Origin of the sequence: Sphingopyxis sp. Q841 (assembly GCF_052384365.1) — a bacterium.
Lineage (GTDB): Bacteria > Pseudomonadota > Alphaproteobacteria > Sphingomonadales > Sphingomonadaceae > Sphingopyxis > Sphingopyxis terrae_A.
Genome location: NZ_JBQSUM010000001.1, coordinates 95,439 through 115,799 on the forward strand (window position 1 = coordinate 95,439; position 20,361 = coordinate 115,799).

General features: G+C 65.2%; 22 protein-coding genes. 13 read left to right on the top strand and 9 right to left on the bottom strand.

Features of this window, described 5'->3' with window-relative positions:
• The first annotated feature begins 56 nt into the window (after positions 1–56).
• The 3 genes from hemA to ACT17R_RS00500 are packed head-to-tail and all read left to right on the top strand — an operon-like array spanning position 57 to position 2,730.
• A complete protein-coding gene (hemA, locus tag ACT17R_RS00490) occupies positions 57–1,277 on the top strand; it encodes a 5-aminolevulinate synthase (protein ID WP_062903231.1) in 1,221 nt (406 codons plus the stop codon).
• A complete protein-coding gene (locus ACT17R_RS00495) occupies positions 1,274–1,963 on the top strand; it encodes a nitroreductase family protein (protein WP_444808778.1) in 690 nt (229 codons plus the stop codon). The genes hemA and ACT17R_RS00495 overlap by 4 nt, the downstream gene beginning before the upstream one ends.
• A gap of 56 nt (positions 1,964–2,019) precedes the next feature.
• On the top strand, positions 2,020–2,730 hold the full coding sequence (locus tag ACT17R_RS00500; protein WP_444808779.1) for an NAD(P)H-dependent oxidoreductase: 711 nt from the start codon (positions 2,020–2,022) through the stop codon (positions 2,728–2,730).
• Here ACT17R_RS00500 and ACT17R_RS00505 read toward each other — a convergent pair.
• From ACT17R_RS00505 to ACT17R_RS00525, 5 genes are all read right to left on the bottom strand, one after another.
• Positions 2,727–3,326 (bottom strand): GNAT family N-acetyltransferase, encoded by a 600-nt coding sequence (locus ACT17R_RS00505; RefSeq protein WP_062902601.1) that lies wholly within the window; start codon positions 3,324–3,326, stop codon positions 2,727–2,729. The two genes, ACT17R_RS00500 and ACT17R_RS00505, sit on opposite strands and share 4 nt — an antisense overlap.
• A 42-nt stretch (positions 3,327–3,368) precedes the next feature.
• Positions 3,369–4,010 carry a class I SAM-dependent methyltransferase gene (locus ACT17R_RS00510; RefSeq protein WP_444808780.1) on the bottom strand — a complete coding sequence of 214 codons (642 nt, stop codon included), beginning with the start codon at positions 4,008–4,010 and terminating at the stop codon, positions 3,369–3,371.
• Positions 4,007–5,233 (bottom strand): DUF3419 family protein, encoded by a 1,227-nt coding sequence (locus ACT17R_RS00515; protein WP_444808781.1) that lies wholly within the window; start codon positions 5,231–5,233, stop codon positions 4,007–4,009. Before ACT17R_RS00515 ends, ACT17R_RS00510 begins: the two co-directional genes overlap by 4 nt.
• 159 nt (positions 5,234–5,392) lie before the next feature.
• On the bottom strand, positions 5,393–5,848 hold the full coding sequence (locus tag ACT17R_RS00520; protein ID WP_263588779.1) for a hypothetical protein: 456 nt from the start codon (positions 5,846–5,848) through the stop codon (positions 5,393–5,395).
• Between the two features lie 56 nt (positions 5,849–5,904).
• On the bottom strand, positions 5,905–6,894 hold the full coding sequence (locus tag ACT17R_RS00525; RefSeq protein WP_444808782.1) for a threonine ammonia-lyase: 990 nt from the start codon (positions 6,892–6,894) through the stop codon (positions 5,905–5,907).
• Positions 6,895–6,961: 67 nt separating this feature from the next.
• On the opposite strand from ACT17R_RS00525, the gene ACT17R_RS00530 reads away from it, so the two are divergent.
• From ACT17R_RS00530 to ACT17R_RS00550, 5 genes are all read left to right on the top strand, one after another.
• Entirely contained in the window at positions 6,962–8,170 is a 1,209-nt protein-coding gene (locus ACT17R_RS00530) for a saccharopine dehydrogenase family protein (protein ID WP_444808783.1), read from the top strand.
• A gap of 103 nt (positions 8,171–8,273) precedes the next feature.
• The gene (locus tag ACT17R_RS00535; protein WP_062902607.1) at positions 8,274–9,362 is read left to right on the top strand and encodes an alpha/beta fold hydrolase; all 1,089 of its coding nucleotides are present in this window, start codon (positions 8,274–8,276) and stop codon (positions 9,360–9,362) included.
• A complete protein-coding gene (locus ACT17R_RS00540; RefSeq protein ID WP_444808784.1) occupies positions 9,359–9,709 on the top strand; it encodes a DMT family protein in 351 nt (116 codons plus the stop codon). The genes ACT17R_RS00535 and ACT17R_RS00540 overlap by 4 nt, the downstream gene beginning before the upstream one ends.
• A 13-nt stretch (positions 9,710–9,722) precedes the next feature.
• The gene (locus ACT17R_RS00545) at positions 9,723–10,895 is read left to right on the top strand and encodes a carboxynorspermidine decarboxylase (RefSeq protein WP_444808785.1); all 1,173 of its coding nucleotides are present in this window, start codon (positions 9,723–9,725) and stop codon (positions 10,893–10,895) included.
• Positions 10,896–11,040: 145 nt separating this feature from the next.
• Positions 11,041–12,231: a type III PLP-dependent enzyme gene (locus ACT17R_RS00550; protein ID WP_062902609.1), complete on the top strand. Its 1,191-nt coding sequence runs from the start codon at positions 11,041–11,043 to the stop codon at positions 12,229–12,231.
• A gap of 79 nt (positions 12,232–12,310) precedes the next feature.
• Here the strand turns inward: ACT17R_RS00550 and ACT17R_RS00555 are convergent, their stop codons facing one another.
• Positions 12,311–12,742, bottom strand: a complete 432-nt coding sequence (locus tag ACT17R_RS00555) for an EF-hand domain-containing protein (RefSeq protein ID WP_062902610.1) — start codon at positions 12,740–12,742, stop codon at positions 12,311–12,313.
• 91 nt (positions 12,743–12,833) lie between these two features.
• Positions 12,834–13,343 carry a hypothetical protein gene (locus tag ACT17R_RS00560; protein ID WP_444808786.1) on the bottom strand — a complete coding sequence of 170 codons (510 nt, stop codon included), beginning with the start codon at positions 13,341–13,343 and terminating at the stop codon, positions 12,834–12,836.
• A 172-nt stretch (positions 13,344–13,515) separates the two neighbouring features.
• On the opposite strand from ACT17R_RS00560, the gene ACT17R_RS00565 reads away from it, so the two are divergent.
• From ACT17R_RS00565 to ACT17R_RS00585, 5 genes are all read left to right on the top strand, one after another.
• Positions 13,516–14,226 (top strand): response regulator, encoded by a 711-nt coding sequence (locus ACT17R_RS00565; RefSeq protein WP_062902611.1) that lies wholly within the window; start codon positions 13,516–13,518, stop codon positions 14,224–14,226.
• A complete protein-coding gene (locus tag ACT17R_RS00570; protein WP_444808787.1) occupies positions 14,219–15,505 on the top strand; it encodes an ATP-binding protein in 1,287 nt (428 codons plus the stop codon). Before ACT17R_RS00565 ends, ACT17R_RS00570 begins: the two co-directional genes overlap by 8 nt.
• A 138-nt stretch (positions 15,506–15,643) precedes the next feature.
• Positions 15,644–16,804: a CaiB/BaiF CoA transferase family protein gene (locus tag ACT17R_RS00575; RefSeq protein WP_444808788.1), complete on the top strand. Its 1,161-nt coding sequence runs from the start codon at positions 15,644–15,646 to the stop codon at positions 16,802–16,804.
• 91 nt (positions 16,805–16,895) lie between these two features.
• On the top strand, positions 16,896–17,327 hold the full coding sequence (locus tag ACT17R_RS00580) for an MAPEG family protein (protein WP_058811540.1): 432 nt from the start codon (positions 16,896–16,898) through the stop codon (positions 17,325–17,327).
• A 10-nt stretch (positions 17,328–17,337) separates the two neighbouring features.
• A complete protein-coding gene (locus ACT17R_RS00585) occupies positions 17,338–17,772 on the top strand; it encodes an MAPEG family protein (RefSeq protein WP_003043707.1) in 435 nt (144 codons plus the stop codon).
• Here ACT17R_RS00585 and ACT17R_RS00590 read toward each other — a convergent pair whose 3' ends face one another.
• Together ACT17R_RS00590 and ACT17R_RS00595 are read right to left on the bottom strand one after the other, a co-directional pair.
• Entirely contained in the window at positions 17,773–18,972 is a 1,200-nt protein-coding gene (locus ACT17R_RS00590) for a class I SAM-dependent RNA methyltransferase (RefSeq protein ID WP_186402076.1), read from the bottom strand. It lies immediately after the preceding gene.
• Positions 18,973–18,986: 14 nt separating this feature from the next.
• Entirely contained in the window at positions 18,987–20,345 is a 1,359-nt protein-coding gene (locus ACT17R_RS00595; protein WP_444808789.1) for an NAD(P)H-hydrate dehydratase, read from the bottom strand.
• Positions 20,346–20,361: the final 16 nt, after the last annotated feature.

The window sequence follows — 20,361 nt, forward strand, 5'->3', positions numbered from 1 at the left end:
GCCGCCCGGTTATCGCGCCGGCGGGGGCCGCGCACCCGAAACTGCGGGGCATGCAAGTGAACTACGACGATATTTTCGCCCGGGCCATCGACCGCCTTCACGAAGAAGGCCGTTACCGCGTGTTTATCGATATTCTGCGCAACAAGGGGGCCTTCCCCAACGCGCGCTGCTTTGCGGGGCATAACGGGCCGAAGCCGATCACCGTCTGGTGTTCGAACGACTATCTCGCGATGGGCCAGCACCCGAAGGTCATCGCCGCGATGGAAGAGGCGCTGCACGACGTCGGCGCCGGATCGGGCGGCACGCGCAACATCGGCGGCAACACCCACTATCACATCGATCTCGAAGCCGAACTCGCCGATTTGCACGGCAAGGAAGGCGCGCTGCTCTTCACCTCGGGCTATATCTCGAACGAAGCGACGCTCGGCACGCTCGGCAAGCTGCTCCCGAACTGCATCATCTATTCGGACGAACTCAATCACGCCTCGATGATTGCGGGTATCCGCAATTCGGGCTGCGAAAAGCGCGTTTGGCGCCACAACGACCTCGCGCATCTCGAAGAACTGCTCGCCGCCGACGATCCCGACGCGGCGAAGCTGATCGCGTTCGAAGGCGTCTATTCGATGGACGGCGACGTCGCCCCGATCCACGCGATCTGCGACCTTGCCGACAAATATAACGCCCTCACCTATTGCGACGAGGTCCATGCAGTCGGCATGTACGGCCCGCGCGGCGGCGGTATCACCGAACGCGACGAAGCCGCGCACCGCGTAACCATCATCGAAGGCACGCTGGGCAAGGCATTCGGCGTGATGGGCGGCTATATCGCTGCCGACAAGAATATCGTCGATGTGATCCGCAGCTACGCGCCGGGCTTCATCTTCACAACCAGCCTGTCGCCGGTGCTCGTTGCCGGCGTGCTCGCCAGCGTCCGTCACCTCAAGGGGTCGAGCGAGGAACGCGATGCGCAGCAGGCCGCCGCAGCTTACCTTAAGCGATGCTTCCGCGATGCCGGCCTGCCGGTCATGGATTCGGTGACGCACATCGTCCCGCTGATGGTCGGCGATCCGGTGCGCGCAAAGAAGATCAGCGACATATTGCTCGCCGAATATGGCGTCTATGTGCAGCCGATCAATTTCCCGACCGTGCCGCGCGGCACCGAACGCCTGCGCTTCACGCCCGGCCCGGCGCATGACGAAGCGATGATGCGCGAGCTGACGCAGGCGCTGGTCGAAATCTGGGGCCGGCTCGAACTCGAATTCAAAATCGCCGCGTGACGCAAGTCGAAGCGTATGACGCGGTCGTTCGCGGTCGCCGCTCGATCCGCGGCTTTCTCGACAAGCCCGTTCCGCGCGAACTGATCGCCGAAATCCTCGGCGTCGCGATGCGCGCGCCCTCGTCGTTCAACAACCAGTGCTGGAATTTCTCGGTCGTCACCGGCGACGCGCTCGCCGAAATCCGCCGGGGCAACACCGAAGGTATTCTTGCCGGCAAGCCGGACAGCCGAGAGTTTCGGCGTTTCGACGGCATCGCCGAGGAGCATCGCTTCCGGCAGATCGAAATCGCCAAGCAGCTCTTCGGAGCGATGGGGATCGCGCGCGACGACAAGGACGCGCGGCAGGATTGGGTGCTGCGCGGCTTTCGCCAATTCGACGCGCCGGTCAGCATCGTCGTCACCTATGACCGGGTGCTGCTCGGCAGCGATATCGCGCCTTTCGATTGCGGGGCGGTGACCAATGCGCTGGTCAACGCCGCCTGGTCGCGTGGCCTGGGGTGCGTCATCAACAGCCAGGGGATAATGCAAAGCCCGGTCGTGCGCGAACATGCGCAAATCCTCGACGATCAGGTCATCATGATCTGCGTCGCCATGGGCTGGCCCGACGAGGCGTTTCCCGCCAATGCCGTGGTATCGAACCGCAAGAACATCGACGAGGCGGTGCGCTTCGTCGGCTTCGACGACTGATCGCAAGCGCCCCGCCTTTCGAGAGCCCTCTGTAACGTTGGAGCCGCAGGCGCCGAATGACGGCCATGCGCATCCTGATCGTCCACGCCCACCCTGAACCCCGCAGCTTCAACGGCGCGCTAACCGATAGCGCCCGCGCATTATTGCCGACAATCGGTCACGAACTGATCGTGTCCGACCTCTATGCCATGGAGTGGGATCCGGTATCGGATCGACGCAATTTCAGGATACGCGCCAATCCGGAGCGATACGATCAGCAGGCCGAAGAGCGTTTCGCCGCATCCGCCGGCAGTTTCTCAAGCGACCTGCGCGCAGAGATGGACAAATTGCTGTGGGCCGACACGGTAATCTTTCAATTCCCCATCTGGTGGCTGGGAATGCCGGCAATCATGAAAGGGTGGATCGACCGCGTGTTCGCCGTGGGCGTCGCCTATGGCGGCGGCAAATGGCTTGACCAAGGGCGCCTGGCGCCGCGGCGAGCGATGCTGTCGGTTACGACCGGCGGCGGGGCGGCACCCTATTCGGATGACGGACTCTACGGCCCGATCGATCCCATACTCTATCCGATCCATCACGGAATTTTGCGGTTCACGGGTTTTCAGGTGATCGAACCATTTATCGTATACGGTCCATCGCGAATGACCGAGCTTCAGCGCGCGGCGACGCTTGCCCAGTATCGGTTGCGACTGATGAACCTCGCGTCGGCGCCGACACTCCCTGTCATACACGCCGCCGACTATGAGAATTTCGTGCGACGCCAGGCCTAGGTCAGGACCGGTTGCCGCATCATGCCCCAGAAATGGGGGCCGCCGCCCGCAACGTCCCATTCGGCCTCGATCACGAAGCCAAGCCGCTCGTACAGCGGCACATTCTCGGGCGTCGCCGTTTCCAGCCAGCAAGGAAGGCCATCGGCATCGGCCACCGCCGTCTGCGCCCGGATGATCCGCCCGCCGTGCCCCTTTCCCTGATGATCGGGGCGCACGCCAACATAATGGAGATACCAGAAGCGCCCTTTGGGCCGGTGCGCGTCGATGCTGCCCTGAACCTTCAGTCCGCGCGGGAGCGCCGTGCCGAAGGTTGCGATGAGTGGCAGCACCGTGCGCAAGAATTCCAGCCCGCCGCTGTGCGCTCGTTCCGGCCCACGCCACAGCGCCGCCGCCTCGCCCGCATCGGATCGCAGCGCTACGCCCGCGCGCATATCTGCGGGGACGAGCGTGCGGAACAGTCCGCGCAAGGCCCGCGCGCGATGGGCGGGGTCCGGCAGTATCCACGACAAGGCGGGATCGGTCTGGAATGCCTGCGCCAGCGTTTCGCCCACAACCGCTGCATCGCCGGGCTGCGCCGTCACGATTGCCTGCTCCATTGCCCACTCTCCCCCTGTTGCGCGCATGGGGATAGCAGTTTTTCAGCGCCGCGCGAGGCCCGCGCGGATCGCATATCCACGATAGAGCCGATCGCAGTTGACCCGTGCGGCGTCGGCCTCCCCCGCCAGGTTCGCGACCGCGATCGGCAGATCGGCGCGCGGCGCAACGTGAAAATGCGACAGCCAGCCGAACAGCAATCGGCGCCACAGGCCGGGCAATTCGTCCTGCTGGCCGAAATCGACAATCTCAAGCCGTCCACCCGGTGCGACGCAGCGCGCCGCTTGGGCGAGTGCCGCCCGCCAGTCGGGGATCATCGAAAGCGCATAGCTGATGAAGACGCGGTCGAAGGTAAGACGACCGAACAGCGCCACCGGGTCGAAATCGCACGCGTCGCCCCGAACGAGCGATGCCGCAATCGCGGCCTTTGCAAGCGATGCGTTGGCCTTTTCCAACATGGCCGCCGATATATCGATCCCGAACAGCTCGGCCTCGGGCCATGCCCGTCCGACGGCGATCAGATTGCGGCCCGTCCCGCAACCGATCTCGAGCACGCTGCCACCCGCCGGCGGCGCCAGATCGGCGATCAGCGCATCGCGGCCGAGCAGATAATATTTGCGCGTAGCATCATAGATGTGGCGCTGACCGCGATAGACGCGGTCCATCAACGCCCCATGGCTGCTCATATGCCGGCGTCCCGAAGCACATAGAGATGCACGCCGCCATATATCGCCGAGCGGTCGCGGCGCGCGAAGCCCGCCGATTCCTCGGCCCGATAGTCCCAGCGGCGCAGCAGATCGTCGGGCAGGCGCCCCGGCAGCAGGCTGGGTTCGGCCGCGGTGCGGAACAGCACGCGCGCGCCCGGCCGCGCGGTGCGCGTAACCTCGGTCCACAACGCCGCAAGCTGCGCGTTGCTCATCCAGTCCTGCGCGTCGAGGAAGACATAACGATCGAAGCTCGCGGCGTCCGACGCTGCCAGCATGTCGGTCATATTCGCGTGGAGCATCCGCACGCGCCCCGCCCGCGCCTTGACCGCATCATAATGGCGGGCCTGAAGATAGGGCGGCAGCGGCGCCCTATCATCCTTGGCGTAGCCGCGCCCGAACGCCTGCCAGGCGAAATAATTTTCGGCGAGCGGGAAATCGCAGGCCAGCTTTTCGAGCCGCGCGCGCAGGACGTCGGCCATCGGCTTGCCGCCCGCCAGGGCATCATATTGCGCCGGCGGAATGCCGAGCCCGAAAAGAGATGACCGCTGTGCCGTGACCCAGCGAATGAAGCCGCGGTCGAAAAAGGGCGCGAATTTCGCGTCGAAGATTGCCCGCTGTTCGGCGACGCTTTCCGCGGTCAGCAACACACGCGGATCAACGCCGTTCAGCCGCGCCGCCAAATGCGCAAGGCTGATGAAACTGCCGAGCAGGCCGCGCCGATAGACCCCGCGTGCGAAGCCCCCGATCCGGCGCCGTCCCGCGAGATCGCGCCCCTCCCAATAAGCCCGGCTGACCGCGTCGAGATGCGGCGCGATATAATGCTGATAGTCGGCGATATTCGCCTTGCTGTCGGCATCGCCGAAAAAGCGGCGAAGGCTGGCATGATGAGGCAGACGCTCAACCGCCGTGCGCTTCAGATGATTGAGCGCGACATGCGCGGTGTTGAGATCGACCGCGACGATCTCGCCGGGGTCGGCGGTCAGATAGGAGAAGACGTTACAGCCGCCGCTCGCGATCGTCGCGATCCGGTTGCCCGGTTCGATCGCAAGCGCCTCCATGTCGACCACCGGGTCTTCCCATATCTGGGCATAGACAAGACCCTTGAAGGCTAGCGCAAAGGCGCGGTCGAGCAGGCGCTGCTTCTGGTCGGCATCCTCGCGGACGACGGCGGTGGCGATCTTGCGGTTTGCTTGGCTGGCCATCGGTCATGGTCTCCCGGAAAAGCAATGTATCCGGGGCCGCGCATGGCAGCCTATGTTGCGATTCCCGCGTCGTTTCGATGACAAATCGGCGACACGGACGAAAATTATGATCCTATCCCGACATCCCGGCAGAGGTCGGGCTGCCGGGATGGAGGCCAATTAGTCGCGGCAATAGCCCTCGCCGCTTTTCACGATCAGGCATTCTTTCTTGCCCGCCAGATATTTGAGGCCGGTATCGTCGCCGTTGCCGCGATGCAGGCTCAATTCCTCGTCGCCGCGCTTGAACTTAATGCCATGCTCGCTGTCCCAACCGTCATATGTGCCCTTGGTGTCGAGATCGGATTGCATCTCCAGCTTGTAATGCTCGGGTTCGGTCGGGGTGATGGTGACGTACATGCCCTCTACCCCCGTCCACTTTCCAGCCCAACTGGCAAAGCGGTGCGGTGCAGTAGCCGGATCGCTCTCGGCTGCGGTGTCAGCAGCATCAGCCGGCATTGCGGTTTCGACCGGAACCTCGGTCGTTTCGGTCTGTGTCGGGGCGGGCGCTTCGGCCTTCTGACAACCCGCGAGCAGGGCCATCGCCGCGGCGCTGGCCAGAACCATGGTCTTCGTCATCTTGCGTCTCCTTCGCCTTCATAAACGCGCCAGCGCCGACAAATATCCTTGATGGCTCAGCCGGCAATGATCTCGGCATATTTTTGCGGATCGACATTACCGCCCGACAGGGTCACCAGCGTCGCATCGCCCGGCTCGACCTTCCCCGCAAGGATCGCCGCCAGCGCCGCCGCGCCGCCGGGTTCGACGACAAGATGAAGCTTTTCGAACGCAACGCGCATCGCGTGGCGCACTTCATCGCGCGTCACCACCACGCCGCGCACGCCGCGCGCCTGCAGCACCGCAAAATTGATCGGCCAGGTCTGCGGCGTCTGCAAAGCGTCGCATTCGGTCGGTGCCGCCAGATCCTCTACCGACAATATTTCGCCGGCGGCGAGGCTGCGGGTTACATCGTCCCATCCTTCGGGTTCGACAGCGACGATCTCGGCATCGGGACAGGCGAGCGCCAGTCCCGCCGACAAACCGCCGCCGCCGCAGCAGGCCACGACCTTGTCGGGCCCCACAATGCCGCGCGCGGCCAGCTGAGCGCGCGCCTCGATCCCCACGCTCCCCTGCCCTTCGATGATCCACGGGTCCCCATAGGCATGGACGAGCGTGCCGCCGCGCTTGTCGAGCAACCTTGCGGCGACCGCATCGCGCGATTCGGTGACGCGGTCATAAAGCACGACGTCCGCGCCGAGCGCGCGTGTTGCCGCGAGCTTCATCTGCGGCGCGTTGCTTGGCATCACAATCGTCGCCTTGATCCCCAGCCGCTTCGCCGCCCAGGCGACACCCTGGGCATGGTTGCCGCTCGATACGCCAACCACGCCCGCCGCCGCCTGATCGGGGGTGAGGTCGGTCAGCCGGTGCCACGCGCCGCGAATCTTGAACGCGCCGACCGGTTGCAGGCATTCGGCCTTGCACCATATCGTTCGGCCGCCAACATCAAGCGGCAGGAGCGGCGTTTGCGGCAGGAGTGCAGCGACTTTGGCCGCCGCGCGTTCCACTCCGGCGAGGCTCGGCGTACGGTCGGTGCTGAGCAAGGGATCGGGGCTTTGCTGAGTCATGGCTTCGTCCTATAGGGCGCGGCATACAAGACAAGCGGCGATGATCGCCGCGACAGGAGATTTTCGAATGACCAAGGTTCTGGTGATCGGCGCCGGTGGCGTCGGATCGGTTGCGGTTCACAAGATGGCGATGAATCCCGACATCTTTCCCGACATCACCCTTGCCAGCCGCCGCAAGTTCAAATGCGATGCGATCGCCGAATCGGTCAAGGAACGCACCGGCGTGACGATCAAGACCGCCGAGGTCGACGCCGACCATATCGACGCGACCGCCGCGCTGATCCGCTCGGTAGGAGCGACGCACGTCGTCAACCTTGCCCTTCCCTATCAGGATCTCACGATCATGGAGGCGTGCCTGTCGACCGGCGCGCACTATCTCGACACTGCCAACTACGAGCCGCGCGACGAGGCGAAGTTCGAATATCACTGGCAGTGGGCCTATCACGACCGGTTCAAGGACGCCGGCCTGATGGCGCTGCTCGGTTCGGGCTTCGACCCGGGGGTGACGAGTGTGTTCACGACCTGGCTTCGCAAGCATCATTTCGACCGCATCGACACGCTCGACATCCTCGACTGCAACGGCGGCGACCATGGTCAGCATTTCGCGACCAACTTCAATCCGGAGATCAACATCCGCGAAGTGACCGCGGTCGCGCGCCACTGGGAAAATGGCGACTGGGTCGAAACACCGCCGATGTCGGTGAAGCAGCAATTCGACTTCGAGGCGGTCGGCCCGAAGAATATGTACCTCATGTATCATGAGGAAATCGAAAGCCTCAAAACGCATCTGCCCGAGATCAAGCGCATCCGTTTCTGGATGACCTTCGGCGATGCCTATATCCAGCACCTGAACGTGCTTCAGAATGTCGGCATGACGCGGATCGACCCGGTGATGTATGAAGGCAAGGAAATCATCCCACTGCAGTTCCTGAAGGCCGTTCTCCCCGAACCGTCGAGCCTCGGCGAGACGACGAAGGGCAAGACCAATATCGGCGTCATCGCAACCGGCCTTGGCAAGGACGGCAAGGAAAAGACGCTCTATCTCTACAATATCTGCGATCATGAAGACGCCTATGCCGAGACGGGCAATCAGGCGGTCAGCTATACGACCGGTGTCCCCGCGATGATCGGCGCGGCGATGATGGTCACCGGCACCTGGTCCGGCAAGGGGGTGTTCAACATGGAACAGATGGACCCCGACCCCTTCATGGACATGCTAATGAAGCACGGCCTGCCCTGGCAGGTGAAGGAACTCGACGCGCCGCTGGATTTCTGACGCCACGTCTTTCAATTTCGTCATTCCCGCGACAGCGGGAACCCGGTAGCAACGGCTGAACTGGGTTCCCGCTTTCGCGGGAACGACGAGGGTTGGATAATCGATGAGACTTCGAATAGCCGCACTTGCTCTGCTCGCGGCCTGCGTCGCCCCCGCTGCCGCCCAAACCGACGACGCCTATGCTCCCGCGCGCGCCATTGTTGCCGACATCGGCAAGATCGTCACGCCGAACGGTGTGCAGGAGACGTTCGAAGCGACGCTGGGCGGCGCGCGGCAGGTTGTGAACGTGCGCGGCGCGGACCGCGACAACCCGATTCTCGTTTTCGTTCACGGCGGCCCCGGCGCCGTCGAAATGCCTTTTGCATGGGCATTCCAGCGGCCGTGGGAGGACGTTTTCACGGTCGTCCAGTACGACCAGCGCGGCGCCGGGCGCAGCTATCCGCTGAACGATCCGGTGGCGCTCGCGCCCACGATGACGCCCGAGCGTTACCGCGACGACGCCATCGAATTGATCGAACTGCTGAAGACACGCTATGGCAAGCGCAAGGTCGTCCTGATGGGCCACAGTTGGGGCTCGATCGTCGGCCTGTCGGTTGCGGTCAAACGCCCCGATCTGCTCTACGCCTATGTCGGCGTCGGCCAAGGCATAGATTTTCGCGAGGGCGAGAAAGCCGGCATGGCCTGGACACGTGCAAAGGCGCTGGCCGCCGGGAACAAGGAGGCCGTTGCAGCGATCGACGGCCTCGCGCCCTATCCGCAGGGCAACTTCACGATCGAGAAAGCCGATGGCTGGCGCAAATATGCGATCCCCTACGGCTCGCTGATCTACAACAAGCCCGATCTGAAATATTATTTCCAGACCCCACGGCTTTCGCCCGAATATTCCGCCGCCGACGTTCAGGCGTGGGGCAAGGGCAGCGAATTTTCGGTAAAGACGCTGTGGCCGCGTCTTGCCGATGTGAGCTTCCGGGGTGTGCACAGGATGGACGTCCCGGTGATCTTCCTGCTCGGTCGCCACGACTATACCGTTCCTTCACCGGTCGCCGCCGACTGGTTCGCGCAGGTCAAGGCGCCGTCGAAGACGCTCGTGTGGCTCGAACATTCTGCGCATATGCCGATGGTCGAGGAGCCGGGACATTTCTTTGCCGCATTGCTGAACGACGTGCTGCCGCTGACGAAAGAGAAGAAATGATCGCCTATCTTCTGCCGATCGGCCTGCTGTTCGTCTCGAACATCTTCATGACCTTCGCCTGGTACGGCCACCTCGGCGACACGTCGCGGCCGATCTGGCTCGCGGTGCTGCTCGCCTGGGGGCTGGCCTTCTTCGAATATTGCCTGGCCGTTCCGGCGAACCGGATCGGCTATAGCGTCTACACCGCCGCCGAACTCAAGACCTTGCAGGAAGTGATCACGCTCATCATCTTTGCGGGCTTCGCGGTCTTCTGGCTCGGCGAGAAGCTGACGGTGAATCATCTCGTCGGCTTTTCACTGATCGCGGCGGGCGCCTTTTTCATCTTCAAGGGGCCGATCGCGGCCTGACAGGAACGATATCATGGAAACCCGTGCCGGCGACCCCGGAGCCTTCGCCCGTTTTGACCTAAACCGCGTCCCTTCACCGGCCTTCGTCGTCGATGCAGCGAAGGTTCGCGCGAACCTGTCGGTCCTCCGCCACATCGGCGACGCGTCGGGCGCGCGGGTGCTTGCCGCGCTCAAGGCCTTTTCGATGTGGCCGCTCGGCCCGACGGTTGCGCACTATCTCGACGGGGTGTGCGCCTCGGGGCTTTACGAAGCCAAGCTCGGCCGCGAGGAATATGGCGGCGAGGTTGCAACCTATTGCGCAGGCTACAAGGAAGTGGATCTGCCCGAAATAGCGGCGCTGTCCGATCATCTGATCTTCAATTCGCCGGGACAGATTGCACGCTTCCGTCCGCTGCTCGCCGAATTGCGCGCCAAGGGTGTGACCTTCGATGTCGGGCTGCGCATCAATCCGCAGCATAGCGAAGGCGATGTTCCCAAATATGACCCCGCGGCGCCGTGCAGCCGGCTCGGTTTTCCGATCAGCCAGCTTTTGCCCGAACATATGGACGGCGTGGATGGCGTGCATATGCACACGCTGTGCGAGCAGGATTTCCCTCCGCTCGCGCGCACCTGGGCGGCGGTCGAACCGATGCTGCGTCCCTTTTTCCACCAGCTCAAATGGATCAATTTCGGTGGCGGCCACCATGTGACGCGCGCCGACTATCAAACGGATGACCTAATCGCCTTCCTGAAGCAGGTGCGCGCATCGACCGACTGCGACGTGATGATCGAACCCGGCGAAGCCGTCGCGCTCGACGCGGGTATCCTGGTGGGCGAAATCCTCGACCTGTTCGACAATGGCATGGCGATCGGCATCACAGACATTTCCGCAACCTGCCACATGCCCGACGTCATCGAGGCGCCCTATCGCCCCGCAATGCTGGGGGAGGAAGATACGGGCAAGCCGGTTCGGCTCGGCGGCCCGTCCTGTCTCGCCGGCGACGTGATCGGCGATTACCGGCTGCCCGGTGGCGCGCGCATCGGCCAGCGCTTCGCCTTCCTCGATCAGGCGCATTATTCGATGGTGAAGACGAACAGCTTCAACGGCGTCCCGCTGCCATCTATCTGGCTGTGGGATAGCGAGAGCGACGAACTGACGGAGATACGGCGCTTTTCCTATGAGGATTTCAAAGCGCGGCTCGGTTGAACGCCAGAAGTTAACGCGCGGTCCGATAAGGGTCTTTACAGGGGGGACCCCCCGCCATATATGCGCACCCCGCTGCCCCAGGGGGACTTCCAATAACCGCAAGGCAGCCTTTGATGTTTAACGTTAATTTTGGGGGTCCCTTGAGTTGCACCAGCATCATAGCGCCCACGGGCTGATTCAGGCACTTTCGCCGGTCGAACCTGTTACGCTTGTCCGCCCGCACGCCGCGCGGCGCGCAGCGCGTTTCTTCATCGAGCGATTTCCCGGCACGACCATGTATGCGGTCAAGGCGAATCCGTCGCCCGATCTGCTGCGCGTGCTGTGGGATTCGGGCGTCACCCATTTTGACGTCGCCTCGATCGCGGAAGTGCGTCTCGTTGCCCGCACGCTGCCCGGCGCCACCTTGTGTTTCATGCACCCGGTCAAGGCCGAAGAAGCCGTCCACGAAGCCTATTTCAAATATGGCGTGCGCACCTTCTCGCTCGACACGATGGACGAACTTCAAAAGATCGTCCGCGCGACCGAGGGCGCGCAGGATCTCAACCTGCTCGTCCGTCTGCGCGTCTCGTCCGATCATTCGAAGCTGAGCCTCGCCGCCAAATTCGGTGCCGAGCCCGAAGATGTCGCCGAACTGCTGATGGCGACCCGTCAGGCGGCCGATGCTCTGGGCATCTGCTTCCACGTCGGCAGCCAGGCGATGACGCCGCACGCCTATGCGCAGGCGATGGAACGTGTGCGCGCGGCAATCGTGGCGGCCGCGGTGACGGTCGATATCATCGATGTCGGCGGCGGCTTTCCGTCGTCCTATCCGGGCATGGAACCTCCGCCGCTCGACGCCTATTTCGACACGATCCACCGCAGCTTCGAGAGTCTGCCGATCAGCTATTCGGCCGAGCTGTGGTGCGAACCGGGCCGCGCGCTGTCGGCTGAATATAGCTCGCTGATCGTGCGCGTGGAAAAACGCCGCGGCGAAGAGCTTTACATCAACGACGGTGCCTATGGCGCGCTGTTCGATGCCGCGCATGTCGGTTGGCGCTTCCCCGTTTCGCTGATCCGCGAGACGGCGAGCGACGAGATGACGGCGTTCAGCTTCTATGGCCCGACGTGCGACGACCTCGACCATATGGCGGGCCCCTTCTATCTCCCGGCCGATGTGAAGGCCGGCGATTTCATCGAGATCGGCATTCTCGGCGCCTATGGCTGCGCGATGCGGACGCGGTTCAATGGCTTCGGTGCCGAGGAAACCCACGTCGTCAGCGACGAACCGATGGTGAGCCTCTACACCGGCGAAGTCGAGCAGGAACGCCGCAGCGCGACGGTGACCAAGCTCTTCTGAGCCAGCGGAAAAAGCCAAACGAAAAAGGGCTGGCGCAGCGATGCGCCAGCCCTTTTTTCCATTGCGCCCGCAGGTCGGGCTACCGCGCTTTCGCCTTTTGCCCCAACGCCTGCAGTTCGGCCTTGCTGACCTGATTGTCGCGGTTGCTGTCGGCGGCATCGAACATCGGCATCGGCCCGCCGACGAACTCGGCGCGCGAGATGCGACCGTCGCGATTCTTGTCGAAATCGCGGCGCAGCTGCGTCATGCGGTCGCCATCCCAGCGCGACCGCGCCAGCGCGGGCAAGTCGTCCCTGCTGAAATAGCCATCGCCGTTGCGATCCATCTTCGCCCAGCGGCCGACGCGATAGTGCTGAAACTCGGCGCGGCTTACGGCGCCGTCGCCATTGCGGTCGGCGTCGCGCAATTCCTGCGCAGCGCGTTCGAAATCGCCGCCGGGCGCGGCCAGCGCACCCATTGCCGGAAGAAACGCCGCAAAGGCGGCAAGCGGCAAGACAGTCCTGATTCGCATAAATATCCTGATAGCGTCTCGATGCCGTTACGGGAGGGGCGATGGGGACGCCCCTCCCAACCGGGGTGGGTCTGGAGGGGGGAGGCCCCGGTTAACGGCAGGGGATGACGGCGCCCGACGCGTCGGTGCAAGTTCCGCTGTGAACAGGCTTGCCCGTCGCGGGATCGATCGTCGTCGATCCAGAATAGCTGGTGCCGGTTGCCGAATTGGTGGCGCTCGTCGAACGACCGCCCGACCAGCTTCCGTCGGCTGCGCGCGCGACGGCGCCGCTGCTGTCGAAGGTGCCGCGCGCGCCGGTTGCCGACGCGCTGCCGCTGTGGGTCAGCGAACCGTCGGGTTTTACCGTCGTCGTCGACTGGCGCCTGCCCTTGCTTCCATTGGCACCGCGGAACGCACCGCCCGAGCGCGTGGTCACCGATCCATCGCCGTTCTGTACAGCGCCGCGGCCGCGGATCACGCCGCCCTTGGGACTGGCGCTGCCGGCGACGACGCCGTTCGAACCGCGGGCGCGGAACGAGCCCTGCCGGGCATCGGCGGTGGTAACGGCGGCAAGCGCAGCGGTCGCGACGAAGGCGGTCAAAATGCGGGAGGGGGTGTTCATCGGTTTCATCCTTCCTGATGGTGAAGACCAGCGTCTAATGCCCCTGCCCTGTATCGCGGCGATGTCGGCCAAACGCGACTGTGCGGCAAAATGCGACACAGGTGCCGCTTCGACATGCTTTGTCACATCTTTGGCTCTGGCGACGGTGCCACCGGGCTGGCATGTCGGGTCCATGGACGCCAAGGCACCCCGCATCCTGATTGTCGACGACGATCCCGAACTGCGCGCATTGCTCCAGCGCTTTCTGGCCGAGCATGGTTTTGCCGTACGCGCGGCCGACGGCGGCAAGGCGATGGATATCAGCCTGACGCGCGATCCGGCCGATCTGATCGTGCTTGATCTGATGATGCCGGGCGAAGACGGGCTGGCGATCGTGCGCCGGCTGCGCGAGCGCGACGAGACGATCCCGATCATCATGCTGACCGCGCGCGGCGATCCGGTCGATCGCGTGCTCGGCCTGGAAATGGGCGCCGACGATTATCTCGGCAAACCCTTTCTCCCGCGCGAATTGGTCGCGCGCATCAATGCGCTGCTTCGCCGTCTTTCGACTGACCGGGCAACGCTGCGCGATGAGGTGGTGACCATCGGGCCCTTCGTCATCAACTTTTCCGCCATGTCGGTGCGCCGCGAAGATCAGGCGCTGACGCTCTCGTCGCGCGAATTCGCACTGCTCGCCGCGCTCGCGCGGAGCGCCGGACGGCCGCTCAGCCGCGCGCAGTTGATCGACCGCGCGCTCGGGCGCGACGCCGAAGTGACCGACCGGGCGATCGACGTGCAGATCGGCCGTCTCCGCAAGGCGATTGGCGATGATGCCGCCAATCCCCGCTTCATCCGGACGATATGGGGCGTCGGCTATGTGCTGGCGCCGGGCACCGATGCTTAGGCGGCTGTTCAGTCGCAACGTCGCGATGCTGATCGGCGTCGTGCTCGCGGGTCAACTGCTCGCGGGCCTGCTGGTGCAGATATGGGTGATCGGCCCGCAAACGACACGCGTCGCCGACGTGACCGCCGACATGATCCACGCGCTGTCGACGACAGTGGGAAATCTGCCCGCCGATCGCCGCGCAGCCGTGATCGCTGGCCTCAGCGACGGATCGCATTTGCTGATCCGCCCCGTTTCCGCTCCCCCGACCGACGGGCAGCGTTTTCCCACCTTCATCGAATATAGGTTCATGCGGGCGCTCGCCGCGCGCCTGACGACACAGCACAAGCTCGACTGGATTACCGACACGCGCGGGCGGCTGTGGATCAGGCTTGCGCTCGGCCCCGATGATTATTGGGTCAGCGTGACACCGCCGCGTCGGCGCAGCGCGATGACCAGCCTGCTCGCCGCGCTTGCAGCGGCCTTCCTCGTCGCGACAATCGCCGGCCTGTTCCTGCAGCGCCGGCTCGATCGCCCGCTGCGCCGTCTCGCCGCTTCGGTCGACGCCTATGACCCCGAACGCCTGTCGCCGCCCGTTGCGATCGACGGCCCGGCCGAGGTCGCGGCGGTTGCGACCGCCTTCAACCGGCTGACCCAGCGCCTGGCCCGCAACGATGCCGACCGCGCGTTGATGCTGGGCGGCGTCAGTCACGACCTGCGCACCCCGCTTACCCGTCTTCGCCTGTCGCTCGAGATGATCCGCGGCGACGACGAGCTCAAGAATGTCGCGGTGCGGCAGGTCGACCGCATCGAAGCCATGCTCGGCCAATTTCTCGATTTCGCGCGGGGGTTCGAATCCGAAACGATCGCGCGCACCGATCTCGCGCCGCTGCTGCGCCAGATCGTCGCCGATTGCGGGGCAACGGACGGCGCGACAATATCGCTCGGCGACAATATCGTCATCCGTACGCGCCCGCACGCGCTGGCCCGTGCTGTCGCCAACCTGCTCGGCAACGCGCTACGCCACGGCGCCGCACCGATATCGCTTACCGCCCGGATCGCGGGCGACCGGCTGCGCATCGTGGTCCGCGATGCCGGGCCGGGGCTGTCCGCCGGCCAGGCCGACGCGATGCTGCGCCCCTTCGCCCGCGGCGATAGCGCACGCGGCGGCGACGGTGCGGGGCTCGGGCTGGCGATCACCGACCGCGCGGTCCGGGCGATCGGCGGACGCTTGCACTTTGCCCGCGACAGTGAGGGCTTCGCCGCGACCATCGACCTTCCGCTCGCAATAGACAATTGATCTGCTGGCGGATTTGCCCTTCCGTTTTGTTCCGCAACCATTCTATCGTGGCGGCGCAAAGCAGATGGGAGGACAAGCAATGCGGACGTCATCAGCACGATCGAGATGGCGGCGTGCGCAGGCAAGGCGCGCGCGGGCATGACCATGTTGTCAGGCATCCGCATCATCGACCTGACCACGGTCATCTTCGGCCCCTATGCCACGCAGATGCTCGCCGATCTTGGAGCGGAGGTCATCAAGGTCGAGGCCCCGGGCCTCGGCGACGTATCGCGCTATCTGGGGTCCGCGCGCAGCGACCCGACGATGGGATCGATCCATCTGACCGTCAATCGCGGCAAGCGCTCGATCGCGCTCGATCTCAAGCAGCCCGCCGATGCCGCCGTGCTGCGCGATCTGATAGCCGGGGCTGACGTCTTCTTCCACAACGTCCGCAGCAAGGCGATCGAGCGGCTCGGTTTCGACTATGCGAGTTGCAAGGCGCTGAAGGACGATATCATCTACGTCCATGGCACCGGCTTCGGCCAGAATGGCCCCTATGCCGACCTCCAGGCTTATGACGACGTCATCCAGGCGGCGACGGGGACGACCAGCCTCTTGCCGCGCGTCGATGGCGACCCGCGGCCCCGCTATTTTCCCTCGCTGATCGCCGACAAGATCGCAGGCCAGTTCGGCGCGCAGGCGATTCTCGCCGCGCTGGTCCACAAATTGCGCACTGGCGAAGGCCAGGCCGTCGAAGTCCCGATGTTCGAATGTTTCGCGGCCTTCATGCTCACCGAACATCTGCGCGATGCCGCGCTCGACCCGCCGATCGGACCTGCCGGCTATCCGCGCCAGCTTGATCCGAGCCGCCAGCCCTTCCCCACCGCCGACGGCTATCTGGCGATCGTACCCTATACGCCCGAATCGACCGCGCGGCTGATGACCTTGCTGGGCAGCGAGGCGCTGCTCGTAAGTCCGGCGTTCGAGGCGGCGCGCGCCGCCGGAACCCATATGTCGCTCGTCTATGCCGAAATCGCGCGCAAGACGCCGGCGAAGACCAGTGCCGAATGGCTGGAAATCTTTGCCGCCAACGATATCCCGGCGATGGTGGCGCGCGATCTCGACGATGTGATCGACGATCCGCATTTGCGCGCCTCGGGCTTCTTTCGCCGACGCGAGCATCCCGACGTCGGCTCCTTTTTCGAGATGCGCTCGCCCGTGCGCTATGGCGCCGCGCCGCATGTCGAACCCCGCTTCGCGCCGCGGATCGACGGCGACGGAGCCGCGATCCGCGACGAATTGGCGCGCGGCGCTCCCTGACATCAGTTTCCGTTGCATATTGCGACGCACGCCCTAGCATCGCGCGCAGGCGGCCAGGTCGTGAACGAGCCGCGAGGACAAGGGGGACTTTATGCCAGGAAATCTGCTGGCGGCCGGCGCGGTGCTCGTGCTTTGGACGCTCATCATGCTCGTCTGGGTTGCGGCAACGCGCTTCCCGGCGATGGCGAAGGCCGGAATCGACGTCAAAACGGCGCAGCCCGGCGGTCGCGGCGCCGATCTGGAGCCGGTGTTGCCGCCCGGCGTGAACTGGAAATCGCACAATTACACGCATCTGCTCGAACAGCCGACGCTCTTCTATGCGGTGATCGTCTTTCTGCACCTGTCGGGTGGTGACACGGCGCTGACGCAGGGCTTTGCCTGGGCTTATGTCGTGCTGCGCATCGTGCACAGCCTGTGGCAGGCGACGGTCAACCGGGTTCCGGTGCGTTTCGCGCTGTTTGCACTATCGACATTCTGCCTGCTCGCGCTGTCGGTGCTGGCCGTTATCGCAACCTTGGGCTGAGGGGGATATCATGGACACGAATGCAATATTGGGGCCGGTCGCGACGCTCGCGCTCTGGTCGATGGTCATGTGGGTGTGGATGTATGCGACGCGCATCCCCGCGATGAACCGCGCCAAGATCGACGCGAAGAATCTGGTCGGTACGACCGGGCGCGGGCTCGACGAGGTGCTTCCGCCCGAGGTGCAGTGGAAAGCCCATAATTATAACCATCTGATGGAACAGCCGACGGTCTTCTATGCCGTCGCGCTAGCGCTCGCGGTCGGCGGCATGGGCGGCGGGCTGAATGCCCAGATCGCCTGGGCCTATGTCGGCCTGCGTATCGTCCACAGCATTGTGCAGGCGACGGTCAACCGCGTGATGTGGCGCTTTGCCATCTTCGCGCTCGCCAGTCTCGCGCTGATCGCGCTATGTCTGCATGCCTTCATGGGTTTCGTGCTGCATTGATCAGCGACTGAACCGCGCGGCCAGTTCCACATGGGTCGACCAGCGGAACTGGCCGACGGGTTGCACCCAGTCGAGTCGATAGCCGCCCGCGACAAGCAACTTCGCGTCGCGGGCAAAGCTCGCCGGATTGCAGCTGACATAAGCGATCACGGGCGTCGCCGCGGCGGCAAGCTGCTTCACCTGCTCCTCGGCGCCGGCGCGCGGCGGGTCGAGGATCACGGCGCCGAAGCGGTCGAGCTCCGCAGGCACCAGCGGCCGCCGGAACAGGTCGCGATGCTCGGTCGCGACCAGCGCCCGCGCGCGGTTTGCGGCCCCCGTCAGCGCAGCGATCGCATCGCGCGCGCCCTCGGCGGCGTAGACTTTCCGTCCCGCCTGCACCGATAGCGCGAAGGTGCCCACGCCCGCGAACAGATCGGCCACCGCAGGCGCATCGCCGATTGCCTCGCGCACCGCGCCGAGCAGAGCCGCTTCGCCCGCAGTCGTCGCCTGCAGAAAGGCAAAGGGCGGCACTTCCACGGCAATGTCGCCGAAGCACACCGTCGGCGGTTCGGGTTGCCACAGGATTTCGAGCCCGTCGCCCTGATCGATGGCGAACCGCGCGAGCGCATGGGCGCCGGCAAAATCCTGCAGCGCCATCGCGGCATCGAGCCCCTCGGCCTTCACGCCTTCGAGGATGAGTTCGACGCCCTGATCGAGCCGTTGCAGCTTGACCTTCACCGGGCGCCGCTGCGGCGCGATGAGTCCGAGCAGATCGCGGATCGGAGCGATCAGCGCGAAGAGTTCGGGCGCGAGCAACGGACATTCGCGCATGTCGACGATCTGATTGCTCTGCGCGGCGTTGAAGCCGATCGCGACCTGTCTGCCCGCCTTGATCGCGGTGAGGACCGCGCGGCGGCGGCTATGGGGCGGCGACAGACGCGCGAGGCGGACATCGCCCGCCGTCACCTGCTGACCGGCGAGCGCCCCGGCAACGCGCTCGCGCACGAAATCCGCAAGCGCCGCCTCGCTGACATGCTGGAGCTGGCAGCCGCCGCATTTGCCGAAGTGTCGGCAGACCGGAACCGCGTGGTTCGGCCCGGCGACGAGCGTTCCGTCGGCGGCCACTTTGTCGCCCGGAACCCCGCCCGCGACATGGCGACCGTCGGCGGTTACGCCGTCGCCGCGCGCGGCGATGCGGACAATCAGGTCGGTTTCGGTCACGGGTATAGCTTTCGTCAGAACGGCGCGGCAACAAGATCGTCGGCGACAAGGCCGCCGCCTATACGCCGCGCCTGCGCAATATGCCAGCCGACGGCTGCGACCGCGGCATCGAAGGGGTCGCCGCCGCGCGCCAGCATCGCGCCGCACGCCCCCGCCAAGACATCGCCGGTCCCCGCCGTCGCAAGCCAGGGGCTCCCGGGCCAGGCCGCGCATATCCGCCCATCGGGCGCGGCGACCACCGTGTCGGCGCCCTTGTAGATCACGACGGAGCGCGCCCGTGCCGCCGCGGCACGCGCTCGGTCGATCTTGCTGCCGGTCGCTTCCGGAAAGGCGCGCGCGAACTCGCCCGCGTGCGGGGTCAGGATCGCGCTCCTGTCTCCGCCTTCGAGATTCGGAAGCGCGGCCGGGATCGCCGCCGCATCGAGCACCACCGGCGTCCGGCTTGCCAGCGCGGCGGCCAGTTGTTCATCGAGTGCATCGCCGGCGGGAAAGCCGGGGCCGATGACGAACGCGCCGACACGCGGATCGCCGAGCCGCCGGGCAAAGGCGTCGCCCTCTTCGGCGATGATCGCCGACAGCGGCGCCGGGCGATCGCTTTCGAGCACGACATAGCCCGCCCCGGCGCGCAGCGCCGCCGACGCACTCAGCGCCGCCGCGCCCGGCATCGGACCGGACGCGACCAGGACCATGCCGCGGCTATATTTATGCGCATCGGCGGCGGGCGCCCCGCGCGTCGGAGCAGGCAGCGTCTGCATATGGCGGCCGGCCGCAATCCCGATCGGTGCCAGCAGACAGCGCCCGCAGCCGGGTGCGGTCGGCAGCAGCACATGCGCGGGCTTGAGCGCGCCGAGCGCCAACGTCACGTCGGCAGCGAGCGGCGGCAGCCAGTCGGCGTCGCCATCGCTCGCAACCCCGCTCGGCACATCGACGGACAATATCCGCCGCCCGGAAAAGCGCCGCAACATCGCTGCCAGATCATCGGCCAGCGGCCGCGTCAGCCCGGCGCCGAACAGCGCGTCGACGATCAATGGCGCCGCAGCCGTTTCGTCGCTCAGGCTTTCGACGGGTCCGTCCCAGGCATCGCGCGCGGCCTTGGCCAGATCGGTGGTGGGCAGGCCAAGCGCGGCAACCCTCACCGCCGCGCCGCGCGCCTTGAGCCGGCGCGCCGCGACATATCCGTCGCCGCCATTATTGCCCGGCCCGCAAAGGATCAGGATCGGCGCGCCTGCCATCATGCGCCAGGCGAGATCGGCGACCGCAGCGCCCGCGCGCTCCATCAAATCCCCAAGCGACACGCCCGCGCGCACCGTCGCGGTCTCGGCCTCGCGCATCGCGGCAGCGGTCAGGATCGGTGCATCGGCGGGAACGGACATGCCCTTACCTACCATG